This window comes from Carboxylicivirga mesophila (assembly GCF_018271975.1).
Lineage (GTDB): Bacteria > Bacteroidota > Bacteroidia > Bacteroidales > Marinilabiliaceae > Carboxylicivirga > Carboxylicivirga mesophila.
Map to the genome: position 1 here is coordinate 175,439 of NZ_JAGUCN010000003.1, position 23,084 is coordinate 198,522.

Consider the following 23,084-nt stretch of genomic DNA (forward strand, 5'->3'; position numbering starts at 1 on the left):
ATTTCAGGAGATTTTTTTTACTCGCTAACCATACAACAATATGTTGACGTTAAAATTCATTCAGGACAATAAAGAATTAGTCGTTGAGCGACTGAAAATAAAGAACTTCGATGCCAGCACAATCGTTGACAGCATCATCGAATTGGATAACCGCCGAAAAGCAACACAGGTAGAAGCTGAATCTTTTCAGCAAGAGATGAATGCCCTATCCAAAGAGATTGGTCAGTTGTTTAAAGCGGGTAAAGCTGAAGAAGCTAACCAGGCTAAAGCACGCACCGGTGAATTAAAAGATAAGATCAAGGATCTGAACACTTCCCTGGATGATATAACATCGCAGCTGAACGAGCAGTTAGTATCCCTTCCTAACATCCCTAATGAGATTGTTCCTCCGGGTAAAGGCGAGGAAGACAATGTGGAAGTGAAAAACGGCGGCACCATGCCACAGTTGGAGGTAAAAGAGCCTCACTGGGATTTGATTAAGAAATATGACCTGATTGATTTCGAATTAGGCACCAAGATAACAGGCGCCGGTTTCCCGGTGTATAAGGGCAAAGGCGCCCGTTTGCAGCGCGCTTTGATCAATTTCTTTCTTGATGAAGCTGAAAAAGCAGGTTACAGCGAGGTGATTCCACCATTAGTGGTAAACGAAGACTCGGGCTTTGGCACCGGGCAGTTACCCGATAAAGAAGGACAAATGTATCATGTTACAGCCGATAACCTGTATTTGATTCCAACGGCCGAGGTACCTGTTACCAACATCTTCCGCGATGTAATTCTGAAGGCTTCAGAAATGCCGGTTAAGCACTGTGCTTATTCAGCTTGTTTCCGTCGTGAAGCTGGCTCATGGGGTGCCCATGTGCGCGGATTAAACCGCCTGCACCAGTTCGACAAGGTAGAAATTGTACAAGTGGCCCACCCAAATGAATCATACGAGATTCTTGACAAAATGGTGGCTCACGTTCAAACATTGGTTGAGAAGCTGGGATTACCTTGGCGTATACTGCGTTTGTGTGGTGGCGACCTGAGCTTTACATCTGCCCTCACCTATGATTTTGAGGTATACTCAGCAGCTCAGGAGCGCTGGTTAGAAGTTAGCTCAGTATCAAACTTTGAAAGCTACCAGGCCAACCGCCTGAAATTGCGTTACAAAGAGGACGGTGAGAAAAAAGCACAACTGGCCCACACGCTTAACGGCAGTGCATTGGCATTACCACGAATTGTGGCTGCCATCCTTGAAAATAATCAAACGCCTGATGGTATCAGAGTACCTGAGGCATTGGTTCCTTATACTGGATTTGATATTATCAAGTAAACAAAAAATCAAGGCAGAAGGCAGAAGATTTCTAAACAGACTTCTGCCTTCTGCCTATTTATTACTGTATAAACTAATTGACTATGTATATATTCAACACCACTTTTATGATTGACGATACCATCACTGATGAGTGGAAACAGTGGATGAACCGCAATTACGTGCCAACCATGAAAGATTTGGTTAAGAATATCCGTGTTGAATTGTACCAGGTAATGGCCGTTGTAGAGGAAGGGAACACTAACTATTCCTGCCAGATGCAGGTATATAACCCCTCTGATTTGGACACCATCAATAAATACAACGCCATCCTGATTAACAACGCCAAGGGGACCTTTGGCGATAAGTGCTTAACCTTTAGTTCTATTCTTAACGAGGTACAGCTTGGCTAAAGAGCGTATTATATTAGGCATCGATCCCGGCACAACCGTTATGGGCTATGGCATAGTACGCGCTATAGGCAACAAGGCCGAGATGGTGACCATGGGTGTGCTCGAACTGCATAAATACGGCGACCACTACCTGAAGCTGCAAAAGATATTTGAGCGCGTGGTACAATTGGTAGACACCTACCACCCGGATGAGCTGGCCATTGAAGCACCTTTTTATGGCAAAAATGTACAGTCGATGCTGAAGCTGGGTCGCGCTCAAGGTGTGGCCATGGCGGCGGCTCTATCGCGCTCAGTGCCAATTTTTGAGTATGCACCACTCCGTATTAAACAAGCCATCACGGGCAATGGCCGTGCCTCCAAAGAACAGGTAGCCATGCTGCTGCAAAACCTGCTTAAGATTGGTGAACTACCCAAATACCTGGATGCCACCGATGGACTGGCAGCTGCCTATTGCCATTTTCTTCAAAACCAGAGAGTAACTCTATCCGGTGGTTCTAAAAGCTGGAAAGACTTTATCAGCAAAAACCCGGGACGGGTAAAGAAATAAGCTATCTCTATTTTCTAAAGTACATTGTTGGTAATTATACAGCAGGAGTATGTTTTTTCATAAGCAGGCTTTTAAAAAAACATACTGTGCATTTAGTAATTTAACCCGGGTTAAATATATTTTTAACCCCAGTTTAAGCATACGTTGACCCGAGTAAAAATAAAAAAGTGTAAGCATGAAAAAGCAAAAACATACGTATAGGTAGTCAATACTTTGCTTTGATAAAACGGATCACTTGAATATAATTGTGGGGAAGCCGTAATTACTTAAAAAAGTTTTAGCTATGATTGATTTATCAGCACTATGCATAGCCTGAGGCTTCAAGGAACTTTGTCTTACCAGACGGGTTTTCTTTTTCTTTGAGATTATTGCTTTGTTCGGCATAGTTCAAGCAAGCTTGACTCTGCTCTCACTTATCGCAATAATTTCCATCGCCGAAAAAGAAACAAAAAGACTAGCGCCAAGTCAAGTTTCGGGTAATGTTTTAATTCAGTTATATTCGACCCGCTCTGAGGTCGATGAATGAAACGTAAATATTACTATAAATATGGGATGCCGCCGGCATCCTCTTATTGCAAACATGACACCTGCGGTGTCAAATATTTATAGATCTAATTGGTAAAAAACCCACAACCCCGGCGGGGTTGTACAATGTAATTATTTTGCACATCGCCCGAATTACCCTAATTGACTTTACACTAATCCTATTAATGCTTCTACCCGCTCTATTAACCGATAACGTTTTACAAATCGTAAATACTTTTTTGCTTTGGTTGCTCACGGCGCAATTGCTCATAATGGTACTTACGCTGAGCCTCCATAAATATTGGGGTAAAGCTCTCCTTGGGCGATGGAGCAGGCGATAAGCGCAACTTCTGCGTCGGATCAATCACAAAATAGGCCGGAAGGGCTTTAATACGATAGTCGAGCGCCACTTTGGGCATGGCCCCATAATGCAAAAAATCCCATTTAAACTTATTAGCCTTCACCAGTTGTTCAGCGGCAGTTGGGTCCTCATCCATAATAACAGTGACAATCGTCAATTCACGTCGCAGTTGTTTATACAGCACATTCAGTAACTGTAATTCTTCTTTACAGGTATGATTGCTGGTATGCATGAAGTTGAGGTAAACAAATTTGCCTTCATAATCACTTAAAGAACGCTCTTTACCATCGAGCCGATAAAGCGTAAACTGTGGCGCAGCTGAGCCTGTTCGCAGCCAGGTAACCTGCTTATGCAAGCCCGCTGCTATTTCTCTAATCCGATAGAACGCACTTTGCTCAGTAGCTTCTTTAAAGAGGCGAATAATCGTTTCCTGCTCATAACGGCCTGAGTAGAAACCATCGTAAAAACCTTTTAGTAATAACAATTCAGCAAAAAGGCCATCAGCGAACAAAGTGTCCTTTTGTAAAACGCTTGATAAACTGTCGAAACTGGCTCCTTTGGCATAAGCATCGCGCAAGGCTTCACCGGCCGATGACGAGAAATAATAATTGAAGAAGCCTTTAAAATAGGTATTAAAAGACTGAATAAACGAAGGCATCATAACACTTATAGAATCGCCTTTGAACGTTTCATAAATGGCTTTTCGCTTATTACGCTTATAGGCCAGCATGCGCAATTCGCCATAGGCATACTGCCTGTACTTCGAAAAATAAGGGTGAGCGCTTGAATGCAGGCTATCCGTTGTAGACATGATATGATTGGCCAGCTTTACATCGGCGTTGGCAAAAATGCGCACTGCATTACCATTGTATTGGTCAGTCAGATAGTTGTCAAAAGCCGTAATAGATCGATTCAGTCCCTGGGCATCAGCGTTGGCTATTCCTAACTCTATTTCTTCAGGTACAAAATACGGATTGAATCTATCGGCATCGGTGCGTGGTTTGAAAGGAGGCAGCACCAGTTCATAGCTTTGACCTGGTTCCAGATATATATGGCCCCGAAACTTCCCCATGTCAATACTGGCATGCGTAACTGCCGCCAGTTCGATACTTTGCTCAAAATCACCCTTTTCATTCACCCTGACAACCATTAAATCAGCCATTTCCATAGAAATGGGATTAACGACCTTTTGTACGACAAGATCATAGCCGGCATAATCAGGTGCATTTCCCTTAACGGTAACCCACCTGAGCGGCTGCTGCCCCAGTAGTGAGCCTATATTTAATAAGGCTATCAGGAGAACAAACAAGCGCATTACAGATATTTTTGGATATTAATCTGAATAGCCTTAGGCAGAAACTGGCCTGCATCACCTCCATGCTTAACAATGTCGCGAACAATGGAGCTATTAACAGGTGTGTGCTCAGGTGTTGTTAACAGAAAGACCGAATCAAAACCACTCATTGCCTTATTAACCTGGGCAATAGCACGCTCATACTCAAAGTCAGCTGCTGTGCGAATACCTCTTAAGATATGGGTACAGCCTACCTCTTTAGCAAAATCAACGGTTAATCCTTCATACTTTTCAACACTCACACGTTCGTCGTCTACAAACACGTCCCGAATCCATTTCATCCGGTCTTCCAACGGGAAGAAATCTTTCTTATTGGAGTTATAACCAACGGCAATAATCACTTTATCGAAAAGGCTTAAACCTCTTCTTACAACATCTTCGTGTCCGACTGTAAAGGGATCGAATGAACCCGGGAATATGGCTATTTTCATAGTTATTTAAGTATCATCATAAGGCACCAGCTCCAGTTGTTTGGTCTGGTGACAGCAGTGCCATTAATAAGTTACAAGACCGTAAAATTTGGAAAAAATAGCCGCTCTGACAAGTTATCAACCGGTATTTTATCTACCAAAACTTAATTTTACCTGCTGCAAAAGCCGACATGCGCAGCAAAATAAAGCCATGACTAAAACGCGATATATTGGTATCTCCATACTTGCGCTCGCGATAGCGAATGGGTAAATCAACTATTTTAAGGTTGAGCTTATAGGCGCCAAACAGCAGGTCAAAATCGCCAAAAGGATCAAAATCGCCAAAGAACTTTCTGTTTCGCGCCAGCTTAATATAGTCTTTCCTGAACATGACTTTAGTCCCACACAAAGTATCTTTAATGGGCCGCTCCAGTATCCAGCTAAACAGGCGCGAAAAGAAATGGTTACCAATGGTATTTAGGCTGCGCATGGCATTCTTCTCCATGGGATATACCAACCGAACGCCGTTGATAAACTCGCCTTTTCCGCGGGTGATAGCGTTGTAGAACTTTGGCAGGTCTTCGGGCGGCACCGTCAAATCAGCGTCTAATATCATCAGAATATCTCCTTCAGCAGCTGCATAACCTTTTCTTACAGCGTCACCCTTGCCTTTTCCGTCCTGCTGCATAATTTTAATACGGTGCGTCTCTTTATATTTTTCAGCCATCTGCTGTATGGTCGCCCAGGTATCATCAGTTGAATTTCCCTCAACAAAAATAAGTTCGGTGAATCGGCCCATTTGTGGTGTTCGCAGAATAGCTGCTTCGATATTGCCACTTTCGTTGCGTGCAGGCACCACTACTGATACAGAATAACGCTGGTCAACCTCTTCCTGCGTCAGGCGAGGTGGAAAGGGCCGGGCAAACACAAATTGGTTCAATCCAAATAGCTGAAAAAAAGGCAATCGCGACACAAAACGATTGAGTAATCCGGACACCAGTGGTATGCGGTAAGGCATCAGCATGCTGCGATTGGTTTTATACGCATCAAAGTCGGCCAAGTACAACAGATTGGCAATATCACCGGTTGACAACCAGTTTTGCTCAGGTGTCCGTTTCTTGATGCCAATCCATTCGGCCAGACGTATAATTGGTTCCCAAATACGATTATAATAGGTGACAATAATTCGGGTTTCAGGATGACACACTTTCTTGAGCTGCTTAAATACGTGCTCGATATCATCTATTACCCCAATCAGATTCGACAGAATAATGACATCGTAAGTTTGATTCAGCTGTATATTCTCGGCTTCCATGAGCTCAAACTGAATGTGAGGAAACTGCTCACGCGCCTGCTCAAGAATAGGCGCGCAAAAATCAATCCCTGTTTTGCTTTTCCCGTTGACAGCTGCCAGCAACTCTCCCGAGCCACATCCTATTTCTAAAACAGAACTCTCATCATGAATAAAATAATTACAATAGCGCGTAATTGAATCCCAATAGTAGCTCCTTCTCTTTCGGTATTTTACCCAGTTTTTTGCCCTGGATTCAAAATAAGCTCTCTGCTCCTCGTTAACTTTCATTGTCAGCCCTTTTGTCATTCACTAATTTTTGCAGCATCATAATCCACTCTGAATAAATAAGCCGGTTCACTGGTACCTATCTGATGTTCAAGCTTAAAAACCAATGGATACTTTTGCGATATAATGTATAAATAGCGTTGAATAGTATTAATCGTCTGTCCGTTATTAATCGCCGGATTCTTACGCAGACTGGCCATTATCACATGACTCACCTGACGTTCCTTCAGTCGCTTCAACAGTTCGTCAGGATCATTGGTATCGTACCTGTATATCCCATAAAACTTTTTACCATTGGCATAGATACGCGCCATATTGGGCTTTCGAACCGCTACATATGCCTGTTCAGGCAACTCTTTGCCCACGTATTCGGCCATCGACAAATAGTTACGCCAATCGTCGGTATACCCTTCATACAAATCACCCCTCAGGTTTTTTCTTAATGTTAGCAAATCCACCTCCGAAACAGAATGAGAGAAAGCACTACCTGCACTAAACAGTACAAGCCCCAACACTAATCGCTGTACCATCTTACTTTTACTGATTTCAGCCAGCTGAAATAAGCCGTAGAGGACAACTAACAGCATCATGCTGAAAAATGGTACAATTAAGCGATACTGGTCCCACAGCTTTTGCAGCACTATAAAAGTTATGCCCAGCATGGTTGCCACATAGATGGCAGTAAACAGGATGTATTTGTTACGTTTAAATGCGCGCAAACTCCCCACTAAAAACAGCACATACAGCACTAAAGTAATTAATCCGTTGGTTGATTTGACAGCCACATCCTTTAAGCCTATCATATGCAAAAAATGCTTTGACAGATAGAGGTTTGAATTATCAATAAAACGGCTGATAAAGCCTGATAACGTCTCCTTTCCCTGATCGAGTTGATATGGATGCTTGTACATGAGTGTACTGGCCTGTCCGCCGTCGAACCACCCATTACTCCATATAGCCTGTTTTATCAGTAAAAACAGGAAAAGAATACCTGCACATGAAATTAGCAATACACCCATTTCCTTCCAGCGCTTACTGATGGTCATAAACAAGAGTACAGCTATTAAAGCTCCAACACCAACGGTGCGTGTCAGGTAGCCTGCCACAATTGTCAGACTTAACAGGATGAGTGGTTTCCATGCCAATTGATCAGAGGCGTCATCAATTAACTTAAACACGAAGGCAAAAACAGGTATCTGAATTAAAATAAAGAGGGCTTCGCTATAGGTCTGACTGCTAAAATAGATATAGAAGCTACTTAAACTACTGATTAATAGAGTAGAAAATAGCAATGTGTAGTTAACACGCTCTTTGAAAACTCTGTATATAAACCATATACCCGTCAACATCAATGCAAATGACGATAGCTTAAGCAAGCCCAACTTTATACCAAACAAGCCTACCAACAGTGATAGAAACAAGGGATAAAGCGGCCCCTGAAATGAAGGATAGGTACCATTATTAATAAAATTAACGGCCCGTATGATGTAGGTGCTATCGTCGCCGCCTTCGCTGACTCGCAGGTTGAAAAGTAATAATGAAAAAATTGAGAACAACACCATTATACTTCCAATCAATATTGGATGATGCCTGGAGCACCATGCTTCAACAACGGAAAAAACATCGCCGGCAGATCTGTCTTTCGAATTCATTACTTCTTAAATATCCTTTTTGTGAGAGGTATTAACAAACAAGATGTTGCTCATATCCCCGAAGTCAATCATCGCTTCGGGGGCATCCTTTATATTTTCAGGCTTAAAACCAACGATTGCCAAATCAGCGTCGGTACTGCGCTGCATAATTACCTGACGAGGCGTTTCATCGCCGCTCATAGGCAAAAACACGACGTTGGAAGGTGAAATCGGCAGGCGCCCTTCCTGAATTAAGCCCAACAGTCGTTTGCGTTGCTTCTCAACCTGACTTTCGGGAAAGAAAGCAAATATTTTAATCACGGCATTACGCCACTCCGGATGACCTGAAATGATATAAGCCAGCAAAATCATCAGATTGGCATTACGAAAATCGTGCGCTCCAATCCACACATGTATCTCACGCTTATAGCCAAATCCTTTATAGGACGAATTGAGCACACATACATCAAAACCCGTCGCATCAAACAACTGGTAATTCTCCAACGCATGCTTTAAGGCTTCAGGATTACTACGCGAAAACTCAAATAATATGAGGTTATTACCTTTTCCGCTTATGCCCGATAGCTGGATTACCTGGGCAATGGCCGATGTGTAAGACGGGCTAATGATGGTATCGAGGTACAAGCGACTTTTGCTGCCCTCGGCCTGGTTAATCAGCCTGCTCAGTGCTTCTTGCGACTCATCGTATGTATCTTTATTCAGAAATCCTTTAATAAAATGAATATAAGTACCAAACCCATGCTTATAGCAAACCCATCTAAGCAAATCAAAGGCAGCCTGTCGTTTAAATGAATCTTCTGTAACGCAAATGGCAAAAGGTCGCCAATGGCTCTCTTCCTCATCTTTATTGGCCCTCTGAATAAATATCTGAATCTGCCGGCTGAGCTGAAAAATCACACCTTTGAACAGTTTTTCAAGGCCTTGCCTTTCGGGGTTGCTTACCGTAATAAAGTAATAGGTAATTGCCATTGAAAGGGATGCCAGCGCTGCATAGGTCCACTTCATTTGGAACATGAGCCAGAAAGAGAGAATAGCCCCAATCAGTGAGAAATACCATTTATTGTATTTAAAGGTAGGGCGATAAGACGGATCGGCTGCGAAATGTTCGAGAAATGAGATGAGACAGATAAAGCCGTAGGTAATCATGAAAAACATGGAGATTATCTCGGCGACAAAATTAACATCACCAATGATAATGAAGAAGTAAGCAATGACAATGGTAATAGCGCTGCCATTGATGGGCTCATTATCAGCCTCACGCCCTTTGGCAATCCAGTTATTAAAATGGTCAAAAGGCATGATACAATCAAAACCAATGGCCTGTAAAGTACGTGGTGCCACCAGTAGAGAGCCTATAGCTGAAGACAAACAAGCGGCAGCCAGCCCCACAGGAATAATCGGTCCCCAAACCGAAATACGCGACATAATCAGCTGGTCGGCCTGCATATCCTCCGGTGTTGCCGATAGCGCCATTTTAAAAGCCACCAATACGTAAATAATCATACCGGCTACCGTCGCCAGCAAAGTACCTTTAGGAATGGCCTTCTTAGGGTCTTTTAAATCGCCTGACAGACCAAGGCCAGCAGCAATACCAGTAAAAGCAGGAAATATAATGGTGAACACCATAAAAAAGGTGTCGCCACCTTCGATGGTATTATTGAAACTCAGTTCGATTCCTTCTGAAACAGGTGTCCCCATTAAAAAGAACAGGATGGATACAAACAACAGGGCCACTACTCCGTAAAGCGCCTTCATTCCAATATTGGCACCTCTTAACAGTACTACCACAGAAAGGATAGTCATCAGCACAAGGGTCACAATCTTTTTAAAGATAAGCGCATCTACCTCAAAAGGTAAATAAGGAATGAGCGGGTCAAATGCCTCGCCAAAGGCGATAATATAGAAAGCCACACTAATAGCCTGGGATAAGTATAAGGCCAAACCAATGGCACCTCCGATATTAAGACCAAAAGAACGCGAAATAATGTAATAAGCCCCGCCTCCTTGTACGCGCTGATTGGTAGCTATCTCAGCTACGGCAAGTGCTGTAGGCACTGTAACGGCGTGTCCGATAATGATGATGGCTAACAAACCTCCTAAACCAACATTTGCTAAAGCATATCCGAAACGTAAAAACAAAATGGCCCCTAAAATGGTAGAAATGGCTGTCATAAAAACGGCCATTGCCCCAAAACCGGCGTTAGGATTTGTTAGTGTTTTCTGCATAGGTCTACTGTCAATTCAAACAAACCTAATATTTTTAATTGGCTTGCCCAAAAATTGCCACACTCATCCCACATTCTTATTGAGAAAGTCACTAAATAAGAACTAATTCATAAGTAATTACATTGATATGCTTACTTTTGCAGCGTCAAACACATAACGTAATCGTCATCATGAAGCAAACAAAACCATCAATGCACCTTAGTAAACAGGTCATTATTGGCATTCAATTCTTATTTGTGGCCTTTGGTGCCACAGTATTAGTTCCGTTACTGGTAGGTATTGATCCATCTATCGCCTTGTTTTCTGCCGGTGTAGGAACATTAATTTTTCATTTAATCACCAAAGGCAAGGTACCTGTTTTTCTGGGTAGTAGCTTTGCATTTATTGCGCCTATTGTGGAGGCTACCAAACTTTTTGGTTTGCCAGGCACCTTATCCGGATTAATTGCTGTAGGTATCGTTTACATCACCGTATCGGCGCTTATTAAAGCCCGTGGATTAGGCTTTATCGAACGCCTGTTCCCATCAGTGGTAGTTGGACCCGTTATTATGGTAATTGGACTTTCATTAGCATCGGTAGGGGTTGATATGGCTAAAACTGACTGGCTGATTGCTGTGGTATCCTTATTAACTGCCATTGTCGTTGTTATTTACACCAAAGGTCTTATCAAACTGATTCCTATATTCCTGGGTATTGTGGCCGGTTATGTGTTGTCATTGATACTGGGAAAAGTTGACTTCACTCCCATTAAAGAAGCAGCCTGGTTTGCTCTACCGCCATTTACCATGCCTGAATGGAGCTGGAAAGCAATTGTATATATGATACCAGTTGCCATTGCTCCACTTATTGAACACGTGGGCGATATGTATGCCATTGGTGCAGTTGCTGATAAAAACTATGTAAAAGATCCGGGCTTACATCGCACTATGCTAGGCGATGGTATTGCTACATCTTTTGCGGCACTGATAGGTAGTGTACCCAACACCACCTATTCAGAGGTTACAGGAGCTATTTCTTTAACGAAGATAACAGACCCTAAAATATTGCGCATTTCGGCAATTACCGCTATTTGCTTTTCACTGATTGGTAAGATTAGTGGATTACTTAAATCCATCCCTCAGGCAGTCCTGGGAGGTATTATGCTACTTTTATTCGGGATGATAGCCAGTGTAGGTATCCGCACATTGATTGATTCCAAAGCTGACTTAACCAAAACACGCAATCAGGTGATTGTCTCGGTTATTCTTACCGTTGGTATAGGAGGCGCAGTAATTGATTTTGGGAACTTCTCATTGGCCGGCATAGGACTCGCTTCATTAGTAGGCGTTGTTCTTAACCTGATTTTACCAGAGAAATCAAAACCTGTTCATATTGAGGACGAACACTAGAGCAAAATAATTATACATATACAAAGAAAGGCGATGGTAACCATCGCCTTTCTTTGTATATGTAAATGATCTTAACCTACAAATCCAACAAAAAAGATGAGTAAGGCCAATGCCAGTATGCCGGCTAAAAGCAAGCGAGCGAAACTGCCATCAAGCTTTACATTCATAAACTTTGATAATACTACCAGAGCACTAACAATGGCTAATCCGAATGCAATAATGGTACTGATATAACCCAGATTGAGTGAACTTAACCCGGTCGATATCAGGGTCAATAAAACTAAACCAATAAAAACAAGGGTATATGATTTTGCGGAGATGGTATTTTGCTTATCCATAATTTTAAGGTTTTAGATTTACAATAAATAAAACAGTGGGAAGATCAATACCCAAATGAGTGTTGCCAGATGCCAATACGAACCAGTTTTCTCAAGCAATGCATAATTGCCACCGTTTAAAGAATTATTGTTAACGCGGCTGGTAACATAGATTAATCCGATAAACCCAACCAGTAAATGAATGGCATGTAAACCGGTCATAAAGAAATATAACCCAAAGAATAGCACATCACCATGCCCCAAACGGGCCAGCTCCTCACTCCCCGGGAAGAAGCCAAAATCAATTCTTCCTTTCCACTCAAAATAGCGATTCACCAAAAACATAAATCCGATAAACAGCGTTGTCAGTAACCAGAATAGGGTTGCCATCTTATTGCCTTTTCGAATGGCCACTGATGAATATGCCATACCGAGGCTCGCCCCTAAGATAATGATGGTATTCAGTACACCTGATGTGATACTTAACTCACCTGCTGCCAGGTCAAAAGCTACCGGATTTTTGTACCTATAAACTCCATATAACAGAAACAGACCTGCAAATAGGAGTAACTCAATAAATATAAAAAGCCAAATGCCACTTAGCGTAGATTCTTTTTTTTCCGATAGATTACCTGCCATAGATAATGATTGACTCATAATAACATGATTTTATTAACGACTTCAAGCTTCAATGTTTATTGTATGAACAAGGCGATAAAAATATATAAAAGTATTTAATTACCTATTTTGCGCCTATATTTTCATGCGTAAAAGCACTAAAACCTGTTTGCCTGTACATAACAAACTTAAGCCATAGAAGTTGCATCGGGGTAAAAAAAAGAGCCATCCCGGCAGGACAGCTCTCTATATTGTTAGTTTCTAGGGATTATTTTAACCACCCTAATATGGTTTGACGCCCGATTACTTTTTGCTCTAATTGTACATCAATACGTGTATCGAGCGGCAGGTACAAGTCAACTCTCGAACCAAATTTGATAAAGCCCATTTGCTGACCTTGCTCAATCGATTTTTCTTCTTCGGCGTAGCAAACAATCCGACGAGCCATTGCTCCTGCCACCTGACGTACAAGAATCTGCGTGCCTTTTTCGTTCTCTATCACAACACTGGTACGTTCGTTCTCAGTGGATGACTTTGGCAGATAAGCTGCCATAAAACGCCCGTTATGATGACGAAAATACTTCACAATACCTTTGATTGGAAACCAGTTGATATGCACGTTAAATACCGACATAAAAATCGAAACCTGCAGGCACTTAGTTTTTAAGTACTCATCCTCTTCTACTTCTTCGATGGCTACAACCTTACCGTCAGCCGGCGCAATGATAGCTCCATCCTGCACAACAGCCTCACGCTTAGGATTACGAAAAAAATTGAGTACTAATGCAAATACAACAAACGAGGCCAGACTTGTAAATTTAGTGACCTCAACACCTGTCAGAAAAAATATTCCATAGTTAAGTGCCAGCAGAAAAGCCAGCACAACGATAATCGTTCCGTATCCTTCTTTATGAATTGTCATTGTGTTACTTCTTAATCCTTTTATCCAAATAATACAAACAAGGCAAATACCATTGGGGCTGCAAACAACACTGCATCAAACCGATCCAGCACTCCTCCGTGTCCGGGCAATATAGAACCAGAATCTTTGATGTCAACATTACGCTTAAGCATCGATTCAACCAAATCACCTATGGTACCAAAAATTGATACAATTAAGGCTGCTCCTATCCAAACACCCAGACTGGCAATACCTGATAACTTAAAAATAATGACTGCAGCAACAATTGTAAATATAATGCCTCCAATAAATCCTTCCCAGGTCTTTTTTGGAGATATTCGTTCAAATAATTTATGCTTACCTATACTCACGCCTACTATATATGCACCAGAGTCGTTGCTCCAAACCAGAATAAAAAAGCCTAACAGAATGGAAGCCTGAAAAACGCCATTGATGCAGCCGGTTAGAAACAGAAACGATAAGGGAAGCGATATATACACAGGTACCATCAGCGTTAATGCAATGCGTTGAAAAGGATTTTCCCCTCCTTTGAATAACTCATATACAAAAGGCAACCACACCATTGGCATCAAAATCACATACCATGTACGGTCAATATAGCCTTGCGAATCGAGAAACACTAACACCTGAAATGTAAGCCCCAGCAGAAGCGATGCAAATATGTTGAGTTTACCATATTTACGCTCCAATAATCGACCTAATTCTAAAATACCTAGTACAGCTACCAGCAAACACACCAGAAAAAAGGCAATGGGATGTATAAAAATTGAACCGGCTACTGCTCCTACGAACAAGATACCCGTTAAAGTGCGCTGTAAGAAATTATTCATCGATTATCTTTAGTGGTGCAAAGTTAACATATCCTGCCAAAAAAGAAAATCATCATTATTGATGAATTAGTACGATCAGTTCTTTTGGGCCATGCGCACCCATAACTAAGGTCTTTTCAATATCTGCTGTTCGGCTGGGCCCGGTAATGACGGTTGCCTGAGATGGCTTATTGCCCTTGTATTTTTCTTTGAAACGACTAATGGCATCATCTAAAAATGGCACCAACTTATCAACATTAGCAATGACAACATGCACCGGCGGAAAAACATTTAAGCGGCGCCCCGATGCACCTGCCGAGCTCACCATAACGGAACCTGTTCGCGCAATCAACATCTCACATCTGGTAATTCCAACCTGCATTGATTCAAAATCTTCATCACTACCTAGTTGAATTGAATCGGGTATATAGGGCAACAATGACTCTTCAAAACAAAAGACATTCTTCCAACAGCGCTCGTCAGCCAATGTTACCAACTGCTTCGCCACCGCTTGTTGATTATCGCAGACAAACACCTGACCATTGACCTTTTCAAACTCTTCAATGAAGGTGGATAACAAATTATCCGGTGACGGAAAAACAGCAGCGGACTGCACCCTTTCAGGCATCAATCCGCTGTTTTCCTGTCTAGCACTTTCAAGCCTGCTTAAAATGTTGGCCCGTGCTTTATCTGATATTATTTTTGTACGATTATGCATTATCATCCGAAGAAGCTTCGGCTGCAGGCTTTGAGTCTTCAGCAGCTTCATTATCATTCACATCCTCTTCCTGAATAACATGCTCAGAAATGCGTTTACCAAATATTTTTTCGAGATCCTCACTGAAAATCACTTCTTTCTCAAGCAGCAATTCAGCTAATTTAGTATGCTTCTCATGATTCTCCACCAATATTTTCTTAGCACGCTTGTATTCTTGATCAATGATACGCCCCACTTCTTCATCCATTAATTCAGCTGTCTTCTCGCTGTATGGCTTATTAAATGAGTAATCAGACTGACCTGAAGAATCAAAATAACTGATATTGCCCACCTTATCGCTCATCCCATAATAGGACACCATGGCGTAGGCCTGCTTCGTTACTTTCTCCAAATCATTCAAAGCGCCGGTACTAATCTTACCAAACATGATTTCCTCAGCAGCACGGCCTCCAAGTGTTGAGCACATCTCATCCAGAATTTGCTCGGTGGTTGTTAATTGGCGTTCCTCAGGCAGGTACCAGGCAGCACCCAGGGCTTTACCTCTCGGCACAATCGTTACCTTTACCAGCGGGTGAGCATGCTCCAGCAACCAGCTGATAGTGGCATGACCAGCCTCGTGATAGGCAATAGCCTTTTTCTCATCCTTTGAAATAATCTTATTCTTCTTCTCTAAACCACCAACAATTCGGTCAACGGCACTCAGAAAATCTTCTTTCTCAACAATCTTTTTATCACCACGAGCCGCAATCAGAGCCGCCTCATTACAAACGTTAGCAATATCGGCACCTGAGAAGCCTGGTGTTTGTTTCGCTAAGAAATCACTCTCCACATCATCTTTCAGGCGCAGCGGGCGCAGGTGCACCTCAAAGATGGCTTTACGCTCTTTAAGGTCTGGTAACTCAACATGTATCTGACGGTCGAAACGGCCGGCACGCATTAGGGCGCGATCCAGAATATCAGCACGGTTGGTAGCAGCCAGAATAATAACACCACTGTTGGTTCCAAAACCATCCATCTCGGTTAGTAATTGGTTCAGGGTATTTTCACGCTCATCGTTGGCACCCATGTTAGGGCTTTTGCCACGGGCACGACCAATGGCGTCAATCTCATCGATAAACACGATACAAGGCGATTTTTCTTTGGCTTTCTTAAACAAGTCGCGCACACGGCTGGCACCAACTCCTACAAACATTTCCACAAAGTCGGAACCTGACATGCTAAAGAACGGCACGTTGGCCTCACCGGCAACAGCCTTTGCCAATAATGTTTTACCTGTTCCGGGAGGACCTACCAATAAGGCGCCTTTAGGTATCTTACCACCCAACTCGGTATATTTTTCAGGACGCTTCAGGAATTCAACAATCTCTTCAAGTTCCTGCTTAGCTTCCACCAGACCGGCCACATCTTTGAACGTCACATTAATGTCTGACTCTTTATCAAACATTTTGGCTTTTGACTTGCCAACGTTGAATATATTACCGGCACCACCAGCACCCCCTTGTGCACCCATCCGGCGAAAGATGAATATCCAGATAGCCACCAACAGTAACAGTGGCCACATAAACGTAAAAAACTCACCAAAGAAGTCTGTTCGTGTTTCGTAATCTACCGGAATGGTTGTGTTTTGCTCTGATTCGGCCAATGCCACCGCTTCATCAAACTTATCAATGGTAGATAAGTTAAAGGTAAAATGTGGACCTGCAGCTGGCGGACCTGAATTGGTCAAATTTTCATTAAACAGGTGCTTGTACTTATCCAGCTTATCCTCTTTAATGGTTACTTCGGCAACACCTTCATTTCGTACAACAATGATTTTATCGATATCACCTCCAACAAGTACCTCATTTTTAAAATCACTGTAGGAAATCTTATGAGGCCCCTGTCCGAAGTCCATTCGGCTTACCAATATAAGTGCAATGGCTATTAAGCCGTATGCCCAATACAGATTAAATTTCGGAAACTTTGACTTATCCTTGTCACCTCCCGGTGTATTCGGTTTTCCGTTTGACATGTGCTTACTTTCTAGTTAAAATAGGTTTTCAATATCCGTACGTTTGGCATCGGCCCACAGCTCTTCGAGGTTATAAAACCCTCGCTGATCTTTATGGAAAACATGTACCACCACATCGAAGTAATCCAATAAAATCCAAAGCGCATTTTCGCGCCCTTCAACATGATTTGGTTTATCGCCTAAATGCTTACGCACGTAATCTTCAATCCCGTCAGCAATCGCATCTACCTGTGTAGTACTTTCACCATCACAAATCACAAAATACTGACAAATCGTGTTATCTAATTTTGATAAATCCAAGATAGCAATATTTGTGCCTTTCTTATCCTGAATACCTTCAACAATAGCATCTGCTAATTGTTTAGCAGAGTAATTCTCTTCATTCATCCGCAGTTGTTGTCTTTTCTGTTGCTTTGTTTTGCAGTTATAAAGTATAGGTTAAAATATACCTGGGGCACGACTCCTGTTGGATCAACATTTTCCGGCGATGGTATACTTTTGCTCAAAGATACTACTTTTAAAAAATTATAAACATCTATTTTTGTCAAATAGATAATGAGCCGCCTGGCCTGACATATTTTCACAATAAACTGTAATGATGACATATTCAGCACCTGATTTTTTAGTATACCCCGAACTGGGTTCTACCAATACCGAACTTAAACGGCTCTTAAGCGAAAGAGAACTGGCTGAGCATAGTGTTGTGATTACAAACTACCAAACAGCTGGCAAAGGACAGGTAGGCAATAAATGGGAGAGTGAGCCAAACAGTAACCTCACATTCAGCCTACTGCTTAAACCTACATTTTTGGCGCCACACCTGCAGTTTTATATCTCAAAAGCCGTGTCACTGGCACTGATTGACACCATTAAGCAAGTAAGCCAGCAGGATGCCACCATTAAATGGCCGAATGATATATACGTTAATGACTCAAAAGTGGCCGGTATTTTAATTGAGAATTCGATACTGGGCAGTGCGCTCGACTATTGTATTGTGGGCATAGGCCTGAATGTTAACCAGGAAGTGTTTGTATCGGACGCTCCCAACCCGGTTTCGCTGAAACAATTAACTGGTCAGCACTTTGAACTTGAACAAGTACTGGAACTATTGCTCGACAATATTATTGAGCGTTACCATCAGCTGGAAACACACCGCATGGCATTGATAAATGACGATTACCTGACCAACCTGTACCGTAAAGAAGGCACTTACAGCTACCGGGATGATAAGGAGACATTTGAGGCACAGATAGCTTCGGTGAATGAGATGGGCTTGCTAACACTTGTGGACACCAAGAAGCAAAAACGTGAATATGCCTTTAAGGAGGTGCAATTTGTGATGTAATGAAAAAGGGCAAAGCTGACAGTCAATAGCTAATAAGCACTAACTGACAGCTCTAGACTTTAATACTGATGATTGGCAATGGCATCGCTTAATACTTCCAGAAACTTCTTGATGGGCTTACTGGCTACCATTTTAATCATCGGGTTCATATCGGCTTTTATGGTGAGTTTCACACGGGTATCATCCTCAGCCATCTCTTTTAGTTGTATCCACAAAAAGAAGTTGAAGGGCGTTTTGCCTTCAGCGGTGAACTTAATCATCTTGGGTGCCTCTGTGTCAACAATGCGCAGTCCAACTTCGCCCACGGGATCGATGGAGAAACGACAACTATCGCCAAATGACTGCCAGTTATTAATCTTATCTTTCGGGATCACCTCGCCAAAATGATCGAAATCGGATAGGAAATTAAACATCTTCTCTGCCGGATAAGTGGCCTTTTTTATATCGCTTTCGAATGTTGTCATAATACAAATAGTTTGTTAGTTGCAAGTTAGAAGGCAGTAGTGTCTAATGGTCTCTATCATTCGTTTGGCGCCAACTAACATGCTGCACACCTATATTAATAAAGAAAAAGAGCAAGCCTAAAACAGGCCTGCTCAGAATTAATATTTTTAAGCCGGCAGCCATAAGCTAACAGCTAATATCTTGCTATTTATTCCAGTTAGCCGGATCTTTTCTCCACTCTTGCAAAGTAGCCACATCATCGGCCGTTACATAGCCCGATTGACTGGCAAATGGAATCATTTGTTCGTAAGAACTTAAAGTAGTCAATTCAACGCCTGCCTTTTCGAAAGCTTCAGTAGCAACCGGAAAACCATAAGTAAAAATAGCCAGCATCCCTAAAACTTCAGCACCTGCTTCGCGGATTGCCTCCACGGCCTTTAAGCTACTTCCGCCTGTTGAGATCAAGTCCTCAATCACCACTACTTTTTGCCCTGGCTTAAGGTCACCTTCAATCAGGTTGGTTAAACCATGGCCTTTGGCAGCCGACCGAACATAAATAAATGGCTTATTAATGGCATCAGACACCAACGCACCCTGTGCGATAGCACCGGTTGCCACTCCAGCAACCACATCCACATCAGGATATTTTTCAAGTACCAGACGTGCAAATTCCAACTTAATGAAATCACGCACATTCGGATATGAAAGCGTTTTACGATTATCACAATAGATAGGTGATTTCCACCCCGATGCCCATGTAAAGGGGTTTGCAGGTTGCAATTTTATTGCCTTAATTTGCAACAACTGATTGGCTACAATTTCTGCTAATTTTTCCATACCGCAAATGTATAAAGTTTTTTTCAAGGACAGAACACTTTTTTTAACGGATAAACTGGAGCAGGATCTCTCCCAAAACTTTGATGCACTGCACAAGTACACATCACATCATGAGCTCCAGATATTTATTAACACCTTTGAAAATAATACGTCGTTAAAAGCGGCCTATGTGTATGGCCGTAAGAAGGAGGTTTTGCTGAATGCTCTTAAAAAATGCTTTCGATTTATTACAGCTGCCGGCGGTCTGGTGATGAATCCCAAAAATGAATTTTTAGTGATTCACCGCTTAGGCGTTTACGATTTGCCCAAGGGCAAATGCGAAAAGGATGAAAGCTTTAGAAAAACAGCCTTAAGAGAGGTAGAAGAGGAATGTGGCATCACCGATCTGGTTATTCGCCACCCTTTGCTATGTACTTTCCATACCTACGAGCAAAAAGGGGTACACTACCTTAAAGAAACAGCCTGGTTTTTTATGGACTACTTTGGCTTTGAAAATCCAACACCGCAGACCGAGGAAAACATTGTATCGGCCACCTGGGTGAAAAGGGAGGCTATTAATGAAATACTGAATCACACCTATCCTTCTATTCGCGAAGTATTTGCAAAAGCCGGCTATTAAACCATTTCTCTCCTATAAAAACATTAAGCTGTTAATATCTTGTTAGTTAATTAACGGTTGGTAACATTTACAAGCTTAATGCAATCCATTAAATTAGTAGTCATTAAACACCCAAACTCATGTCAGCACCCGAAAATTTCATATCGGAACAGAAGCAACAATTGCGTATTGAAGCCTTGGATAAAGAGTTAAGTCGATTAAGGGAGACTGCTCAAAAACAATCGACTAAGATTGGCCAGCTGCGGCTATGGTTTTACTTTACCATTGTTTTTTCTGTCACACTGTTCATACTCCTGTTAGCGCAGGGCTTTATCAATGTGCCAGGCCAGCAATCAACGGCAACGGCAGTACCACGAATTGACACTGTTTATATTGAGAAGAAAATAAACCCAGATTCACTTCAAAAAATCACCTACAGCATCCATAGCGCAGCCATCCCAAAAGACAATTACGATGGTATCCTGTTTGCCATCCAGATTGGTGCCTATAAGGATTTGGATTTAAGCCAATATAAAGAGAATATGCTTGGATTAAAGCAAGACACCTACGACAGCATTAATCAATTTACCCTGGGTGAGTTTATAGACTATGAGGAAGCACAAAATTTCATGCATATCATTCAACAAATGGGTTTTGAACAGGCTCATATGATGGCCTATAAGAACGGTTATCGTATCAGGCTTGAAAATGCATTGGCTTTGCGGAAACAAAGAGCACCTACTAATAAGGAAGCCGACAAAGGCTTTATTGAGGCCAATGATGAACGTTTTGAACTGATGGCTCAATAATACAACTTCAACAATCGTCCAATAAGAATTAGAAAGGCCCGGCTTAAAATAAACCGGGCCTCTCAACCATATTTAATTAATTACTTTTCTACGATTCAGCTTCACTTGGCGCTACTTCTTCATTCTGTTCTTGTTCTGCAACCTTCGCAGCCTCATCGGCTTTAACATGCAACTCCTCGCGAATGTATGAGACAATCTTCCAGCGCTCATCAGGTAATATCTGCGCACCATGGGCGCCCATCACGCCATAACCAACAGTGATAACATGAAAGATTTCTCCATCGGGATTGGTCCGAATTTTCTCTGAATTGAGATTAGCTGGCATAAACAAGTACTTCTGTGAAGTATACAAATGCCCGTTTCCATCGCCCATATCTCCATGGCAATGCAAGCAGTAAATGTTGTATAATCGGTGACCTTCTTCAACAATGCTTTTATCATCTGCATATGGATTGTCCAGCTCTTGCCCTGCCCAGGTACGGTTCACTTCGGTTTTCTCAAAATCATATGGAATCATCTCACGTGGAATGGTGCCTTCGACAGGCAACTGATTGGTGCGCCCGTTCTCCCAGTTTGGATTATCGGTATATGTTTCATAAGCCTGTGATTGTTCCATATCCGGGAAATAACTATATCCTGGTTTATTTCGGTTCTTATCGCAGCTCGACATTACAACCAGCACAAACATGGCCATGCCAATCATTTTAAAGGAACGAAGGTGCTTCATATCTTTATCGAATATTGTCATAATCAAAACTCTCTTTAAAGTAAGGATGATTTTCAGGTACAACAGGTGCTTTGGCAAATCTAGAGAAAAACACAAACAAGAAAACCGCCAACACAAATACAGTCATACCAATTTCAAGAATACCAAACTCGGCATGACCGGTTGTACCTGGCATAATGGCCAGATACATATCTATCCAATGGCCAATGAATACAATCACGGCTGCAGCTATGAGCCAGTTGAGTTTGCGTTTGGTACCGCGTGCCATCAGAATCAGGAATGGAGCCAGAAAGTTAATGATCACATTGGCATAAAATACAGTTTCAAAATTCTGAATGCGCTTGACGTAGTAAACTGTTTCTTCCGGAATATTACTGTACCAAATCAACAGGTATTGCGACACCCACAAATACGCCCAGAATATACTGAACCCGAACAGGTATTTACCCAAATCATGCAGGTGTTCTTCATTAACGTGCTCCATATAACCCATTCTTCTAAGTACGACCAGAAGAACGATAATAACTGCAACAGCCGCCACAAAAGTGCTCACAAACATATACCACCCGAATAAAGTACTGAACCAGTGGGCATCAATAGACATAATCCAATCCCAGGCCGAAGTTGAGCTGGTAACCGCAAATATGACAATGAAAATACCTGCTATCGTCCGTTGCTTATTAAACAGCTGAATATCGTCTGTGCTGTCAGTTTTTAATGATGTTTTTCTGAACCAAAGCACCAATAAACTCCAGATAACGATGTAGGCCACCGTCCTGATGCTGAAGAATAAAGGATTGAGATAAGGAGCTTTTCCCTGCAAAACCTCGTCCAGATGTTCAGTATGGCTCCAGTGGTAGATATCATGCATACCCACTAAAACCAATAGCATAAAAACTCCTCCCACAGGCACATACAAGGACATGGCTTCGGGAATACGTTGCACAGCGGTGTGCCAACCAGATTCACCCAAAACATGCACTATCACGAAGAAAGCAGCACTCATGGCAATGGCTGTAAAGAAAAAGCCATTGAGCAACACATTGGCCCAAATGCGGTGTGTATGATCCAGATTCATTGCAATACCTGCCGCGGCTAATAGAGCGCCTATGACCAACATCGCAATTAAAAAGGACTTTATCTTTTTTGTAAATTCAAATGACTTATACATAGTTCAATAATT

At 42.1% G+C, this 23,084-nt stretch carries 23 protein-coding genes; 7 read left to right on the plus strand and 16 right to left on the minus strand.

All coding sequences use genetic code 11. The annotated features are described in order from the left end of the window. Positions 1-40: 40 nt before the first annotated feature. The 3 genes from serS (at position 41) to ruvC (ending at position 2,251) form a co-directional block, all read left to right on the plus strand. Positions 41-1,312: a serine--tRNA ligase gene (serS, locus tag KEM09_RS04440; protein ID WP_212226029.1), complete on the plus strand. Its 1,272-nt coding sequence runs from the start codon at positions 41-43 to the stop codon at positions 1,310-1,312. A gap of 83 nt (positions 1,313-1,395) precedes the next feature. After that, positions 1,396-1,704 carry a DUF4286 family protein gene (locus tag KEM09_RS04445; RefSeq protein ID WP_212226032.1) on the plus strand — a complete coding sequence of 103 codons (309 nt, stop codon included), beginning with the start codon at positions 1,396-1,398 and terminating at the stop codon, positions 1,702-1,704. After that, positions 1,697-2,251, plus strand: coding sequence for a crossover junction endodeoxyribonuclease RuvC (gene ruvC, locus KEM09_RS04450; RefSeq protein WP_212226034.1), 555 nt, complete (start codon positions 1,697-1,699; stop codon positions 2,249-2,251). The genes KEM09_RS04445 and ruvC overlap by 8 nt, the downstream gene beginning before the upstream one ends. 743 nt (positions 2,252-2,994) lie before the next feature. Here the strand turns inward: ruvC and KEM09_RS04455 are convergent. From KEM09_RS04455 to KEM09_RS04475, 5 genes are all read right to left on the minus strand, one after another. Continuing rightward, positions 2,995-4,452, minus strand: a complete 1,458-nt coding sequence (locus tag KEM09_RS04455; RefSeq protein ID WP_212226036.1) for a TlpA family protein disulfide reductase — start codon at positions 4,450-4,452, stop codon at positions 2,995-2,997. After that, positions 4,452-4,922 carry a pantetheine-phosphate adenylyltransferase gene (coaD, locus tag KEM09_RS04460; RefSeq protein WP_212226038.1) on the minus strand — a complete coding sequence of 157 codons (471 nt, stop codon included), beginning with the start codon at positions 4,920-4,922 and terminating at the stop codon, positions 4,452-4,454. The genes KEM09_RS04455 and coaD overlap by 1 nt, the downstream gene beginning before the upstream one ends. A 133-nt stretch (positions 4,923-5,055) precedes the next feature. Further along, the gene (locus tag KEM09_RS04465; RefSeq protein WP_212226039.1) at positions 5,056-6,483 is read right to left on the minus strand and encodes a glycosyltransferase; all 1,428 of its coding nucleotides are present in this window, start codon (positions 6,481-6,483) and stop codon (positions 5,056-5,058) included. A 14-nt stretch (positions 6,484-6,497) separates the two neighbouring features. Then, on the minus strand, positions 6,498-8,132 hold the full coding sequence (locus KEM09_RS04470; RefSeq protein ID WP_212226041.1) for a glycosyltransferase family protein: 1,635 nt from the start codon (positions 8,130-8,132) through the stop codon (positions 6,498-6,500). 6 nt (positions 8,133-8,138) lie between these two features. Then, complete coding sequence (locus KEM09_RS04475; protein WP_212226043.1) at positions 8,139-10,358, minus strand: APC family permease; 2,220 nt, start codon at positions 10,356-10,358, stop codon at positions 8,139-8,141. A 170-nt stretch (positions 10,359-10,528) separates the two neighbouring features. Between KEM09_RS04475 and KEM09_RS04480 the strand changes: the two genes are divergently transcribed. Further along, the gene (locus KEM09_RS04480) at positions 10,529-11,746 is read left to right on the plus strand and encodes a uracil-xanthine permease family protein (RefSeq protein WP_212226046.1); all 1,218 of its coding nucleotides are present in this window, start codon (positions 10,529-10,531) and stop codon (positions 11,744-11,746) included. A 71-nt stretch (positions 11,747-11,817) separates the two neighbouring features. Here the strand turns inward: KEM09_RS04480 and KEM09_RS04485 are convergent, their stop codons facing one another. From KEM09_RS04485 to rsfS, 7 genes are all read right to left on the minus strand, one after another. Continuing rightward, positions 11,818-12,084 (minus strand): cytochrome C oxidase subunit IV family protein, encoded by a 267-nt coding sequence (locus tag KEM09_RS04485; RefSeq protein WP_212226048.1) that lies wholly within the window; start codon positions 12,082-12,084, stop codon positions 11,818-11,820. An 18-nt stretch (positions 12,085-12,102) separates the two neighbouring features. After that, positions 12,103-12,720: a cytochrome c oxidase subunit 3 gene (locus KEM09_RS04490; RefSeq protein ID WP_212188636.1), complete on the minus strand. Its 618-nt coding sequence runs from the start codon at positions 12,718-12,720 to the stop codon at positions 12,103-12,105. A 229-nt stretch (positions 12,721-12,949) separates the two neighbouring features. Then, positions 12,950-13,603 (minus strand): phosphatidylserine decarboxylase family protein, encoded by a 654-nt coding sequence (locus KEM09_RS04495; protein WP_212226051.1) that lies wholly within the window; start codon positions 13,601-13,603, stop codon positions 12,950-12,952. A 20-nt stretch (positions 13,604-13,623) separates the two neighbouring features. Continuing rightward, positions 13,624-14,433 carry a phosphatidate cytidylyltransferase gene (locus KEM09_RS04500; RefSeq protein WP_212226054.1) on the minus strand — a complete coding sequence of 270 codons (810 nt, stop codon included), beginning with the start codon at positions 14,431-14,433 and terminating at the stop codon, positions 13,624-13,626. Positions 14,434-14,488: 55 nt separating this feature from the next. After that, complete coding sequence (locus tag KEM09_RS04505) at positions 14,489-15,130, minus strand: LutC/YkgG family protein (RefSeq protein ID WP_212226058.1); 642 nt, start codon at positions 15,128-15,130, stop codon at positions 14,489-14,491. Beyond that, complete coding sequence (ftsH, locus tag KEM09_RS04510) at positions 15,123-17,141, minus strand: ATP-dependent zinc metalloprotease FtsH (protein ID WP_212226061.1); 2,019 nt, start codon at positions 17,139-17,141, stop codon at positions 15,123-15,125. Before ftsH ends, KEM09_RS04505 begins: the two co-directional genes overlap by 8 nt. A gap of 15 nt (positions 17,142-17,156) precedes the next feature. Continuing rightward, positions 17,157-17,528, minus strand: coding sequence for a ribosome silencing factor (gene rsfS / locus KEM09_RS04515; RefSeq protein ID WP_212226063.1), 372 nt, complete (start codon positions 17,526-17,528; stop codon positions 17,157-17,159). Positions 17,529-17,736: 208 nt separating this feature from the next. On the opposite strand from rsfS, the gene KEM09_RS04520 reads away from it, so the two are divergent. Further along, a complete protein-coding gene (locus tag KEM09_RS04520) occupies positions 17,737-18,486 on the plus strand; it encodes a biotin--[acetyl-CoA-carboxylase] ligase (protein ID WP_212226064.1) in 750 nt (249 codons plus the stop codon). 59 nt (positions 18,487-18,545) lie between these two features. Here KEM09_RS04520 and KEM09_RS04525 read toward each other — a convergent pair whose 3' ends face one another. Beyond that, positions 18,546-18,950 (minus strand): SRPBCC family protein, encoded by a 405-nt coding sequence (locus tag KEM09_RS04525; RefSeq protein WP_212226065.1) that lies wholly within the window; start codon positions 18,948-18,950, stop codon positions 18,546-18,548. Between the two features lie 184 nt (positions 18,951-19,134). Further along, on the minus strand, positions 19,135-19,767 hold the full coding sequence (gene pyrE / locus KEM09_RS04530) for an orotate phosphoribosyltransferase (protein WP_212226066.1): 633 nt from the start codon (positions 19,765-19,767) through the stop codon (positions 19,135-19,137). Positions 19,768-19,774: 7 nt separating this feature from the next. Here pyrE and KEM09_RS04535 point away from each other — a divergent pair, with 7 nt between their 5' ends. Together KEM09_RS04535 and KEM09_RS04540 are read left to right on the plus strand one after the other, a co-directional pair. Next, complete coding sequence (locus KEM09_RS04535) at positions 19,775-20,386, plus strand: NUDIX hydrolase (protein ID WP_212226067.1); 612 nt, start codon at positions 19,775-19,777, stop codon at positions 20,384-20,386. A gap of 119 nt (positions 20,387-20,505) precedes the next feature. Further along, positions 20,506-21,174, plus strand: a complete 669-nt coding sequence (locus KEM09_RS04540) for a hypothetical protein (protein ID WP_212226068.1) — start codon at positions 20,506-20,508, stop codon at positions 21,172-21,174. An 88-nt stretch (positions 21,175-21,262) separates the two neighbouring features. On the opposite strand, the gene KEM09_RS04545 is transcribed toward KEM09_RS04540, so the two are convergent. After that, a complete protein-coding gene (locus KEM09_RS04545; RefSeq protein ID WP_212226070.1) occupies positions 21,263-21,922 on the minus strand; it encodes a c-type cytochrome in 660 nt (219 codons plus the stop codon). Further along, positions 21,906-23,072, minus strand: a complete 1,167-nt coding sequence (locus tag KEM09_RS04550) for a hypothetical protein (RefSeq protein WP_212226072.1) — start codon at positions 23,070-23,072, stop codon at positions 21,906-21,908. The genes KEM09_RS04545 and KEM09_RS04550 overlap by 17 nt, the downstream gene beginning before the upstream one ends. Between the last annotated feature and the right edge of the window lie 12 nt (positions 23,073-23,084).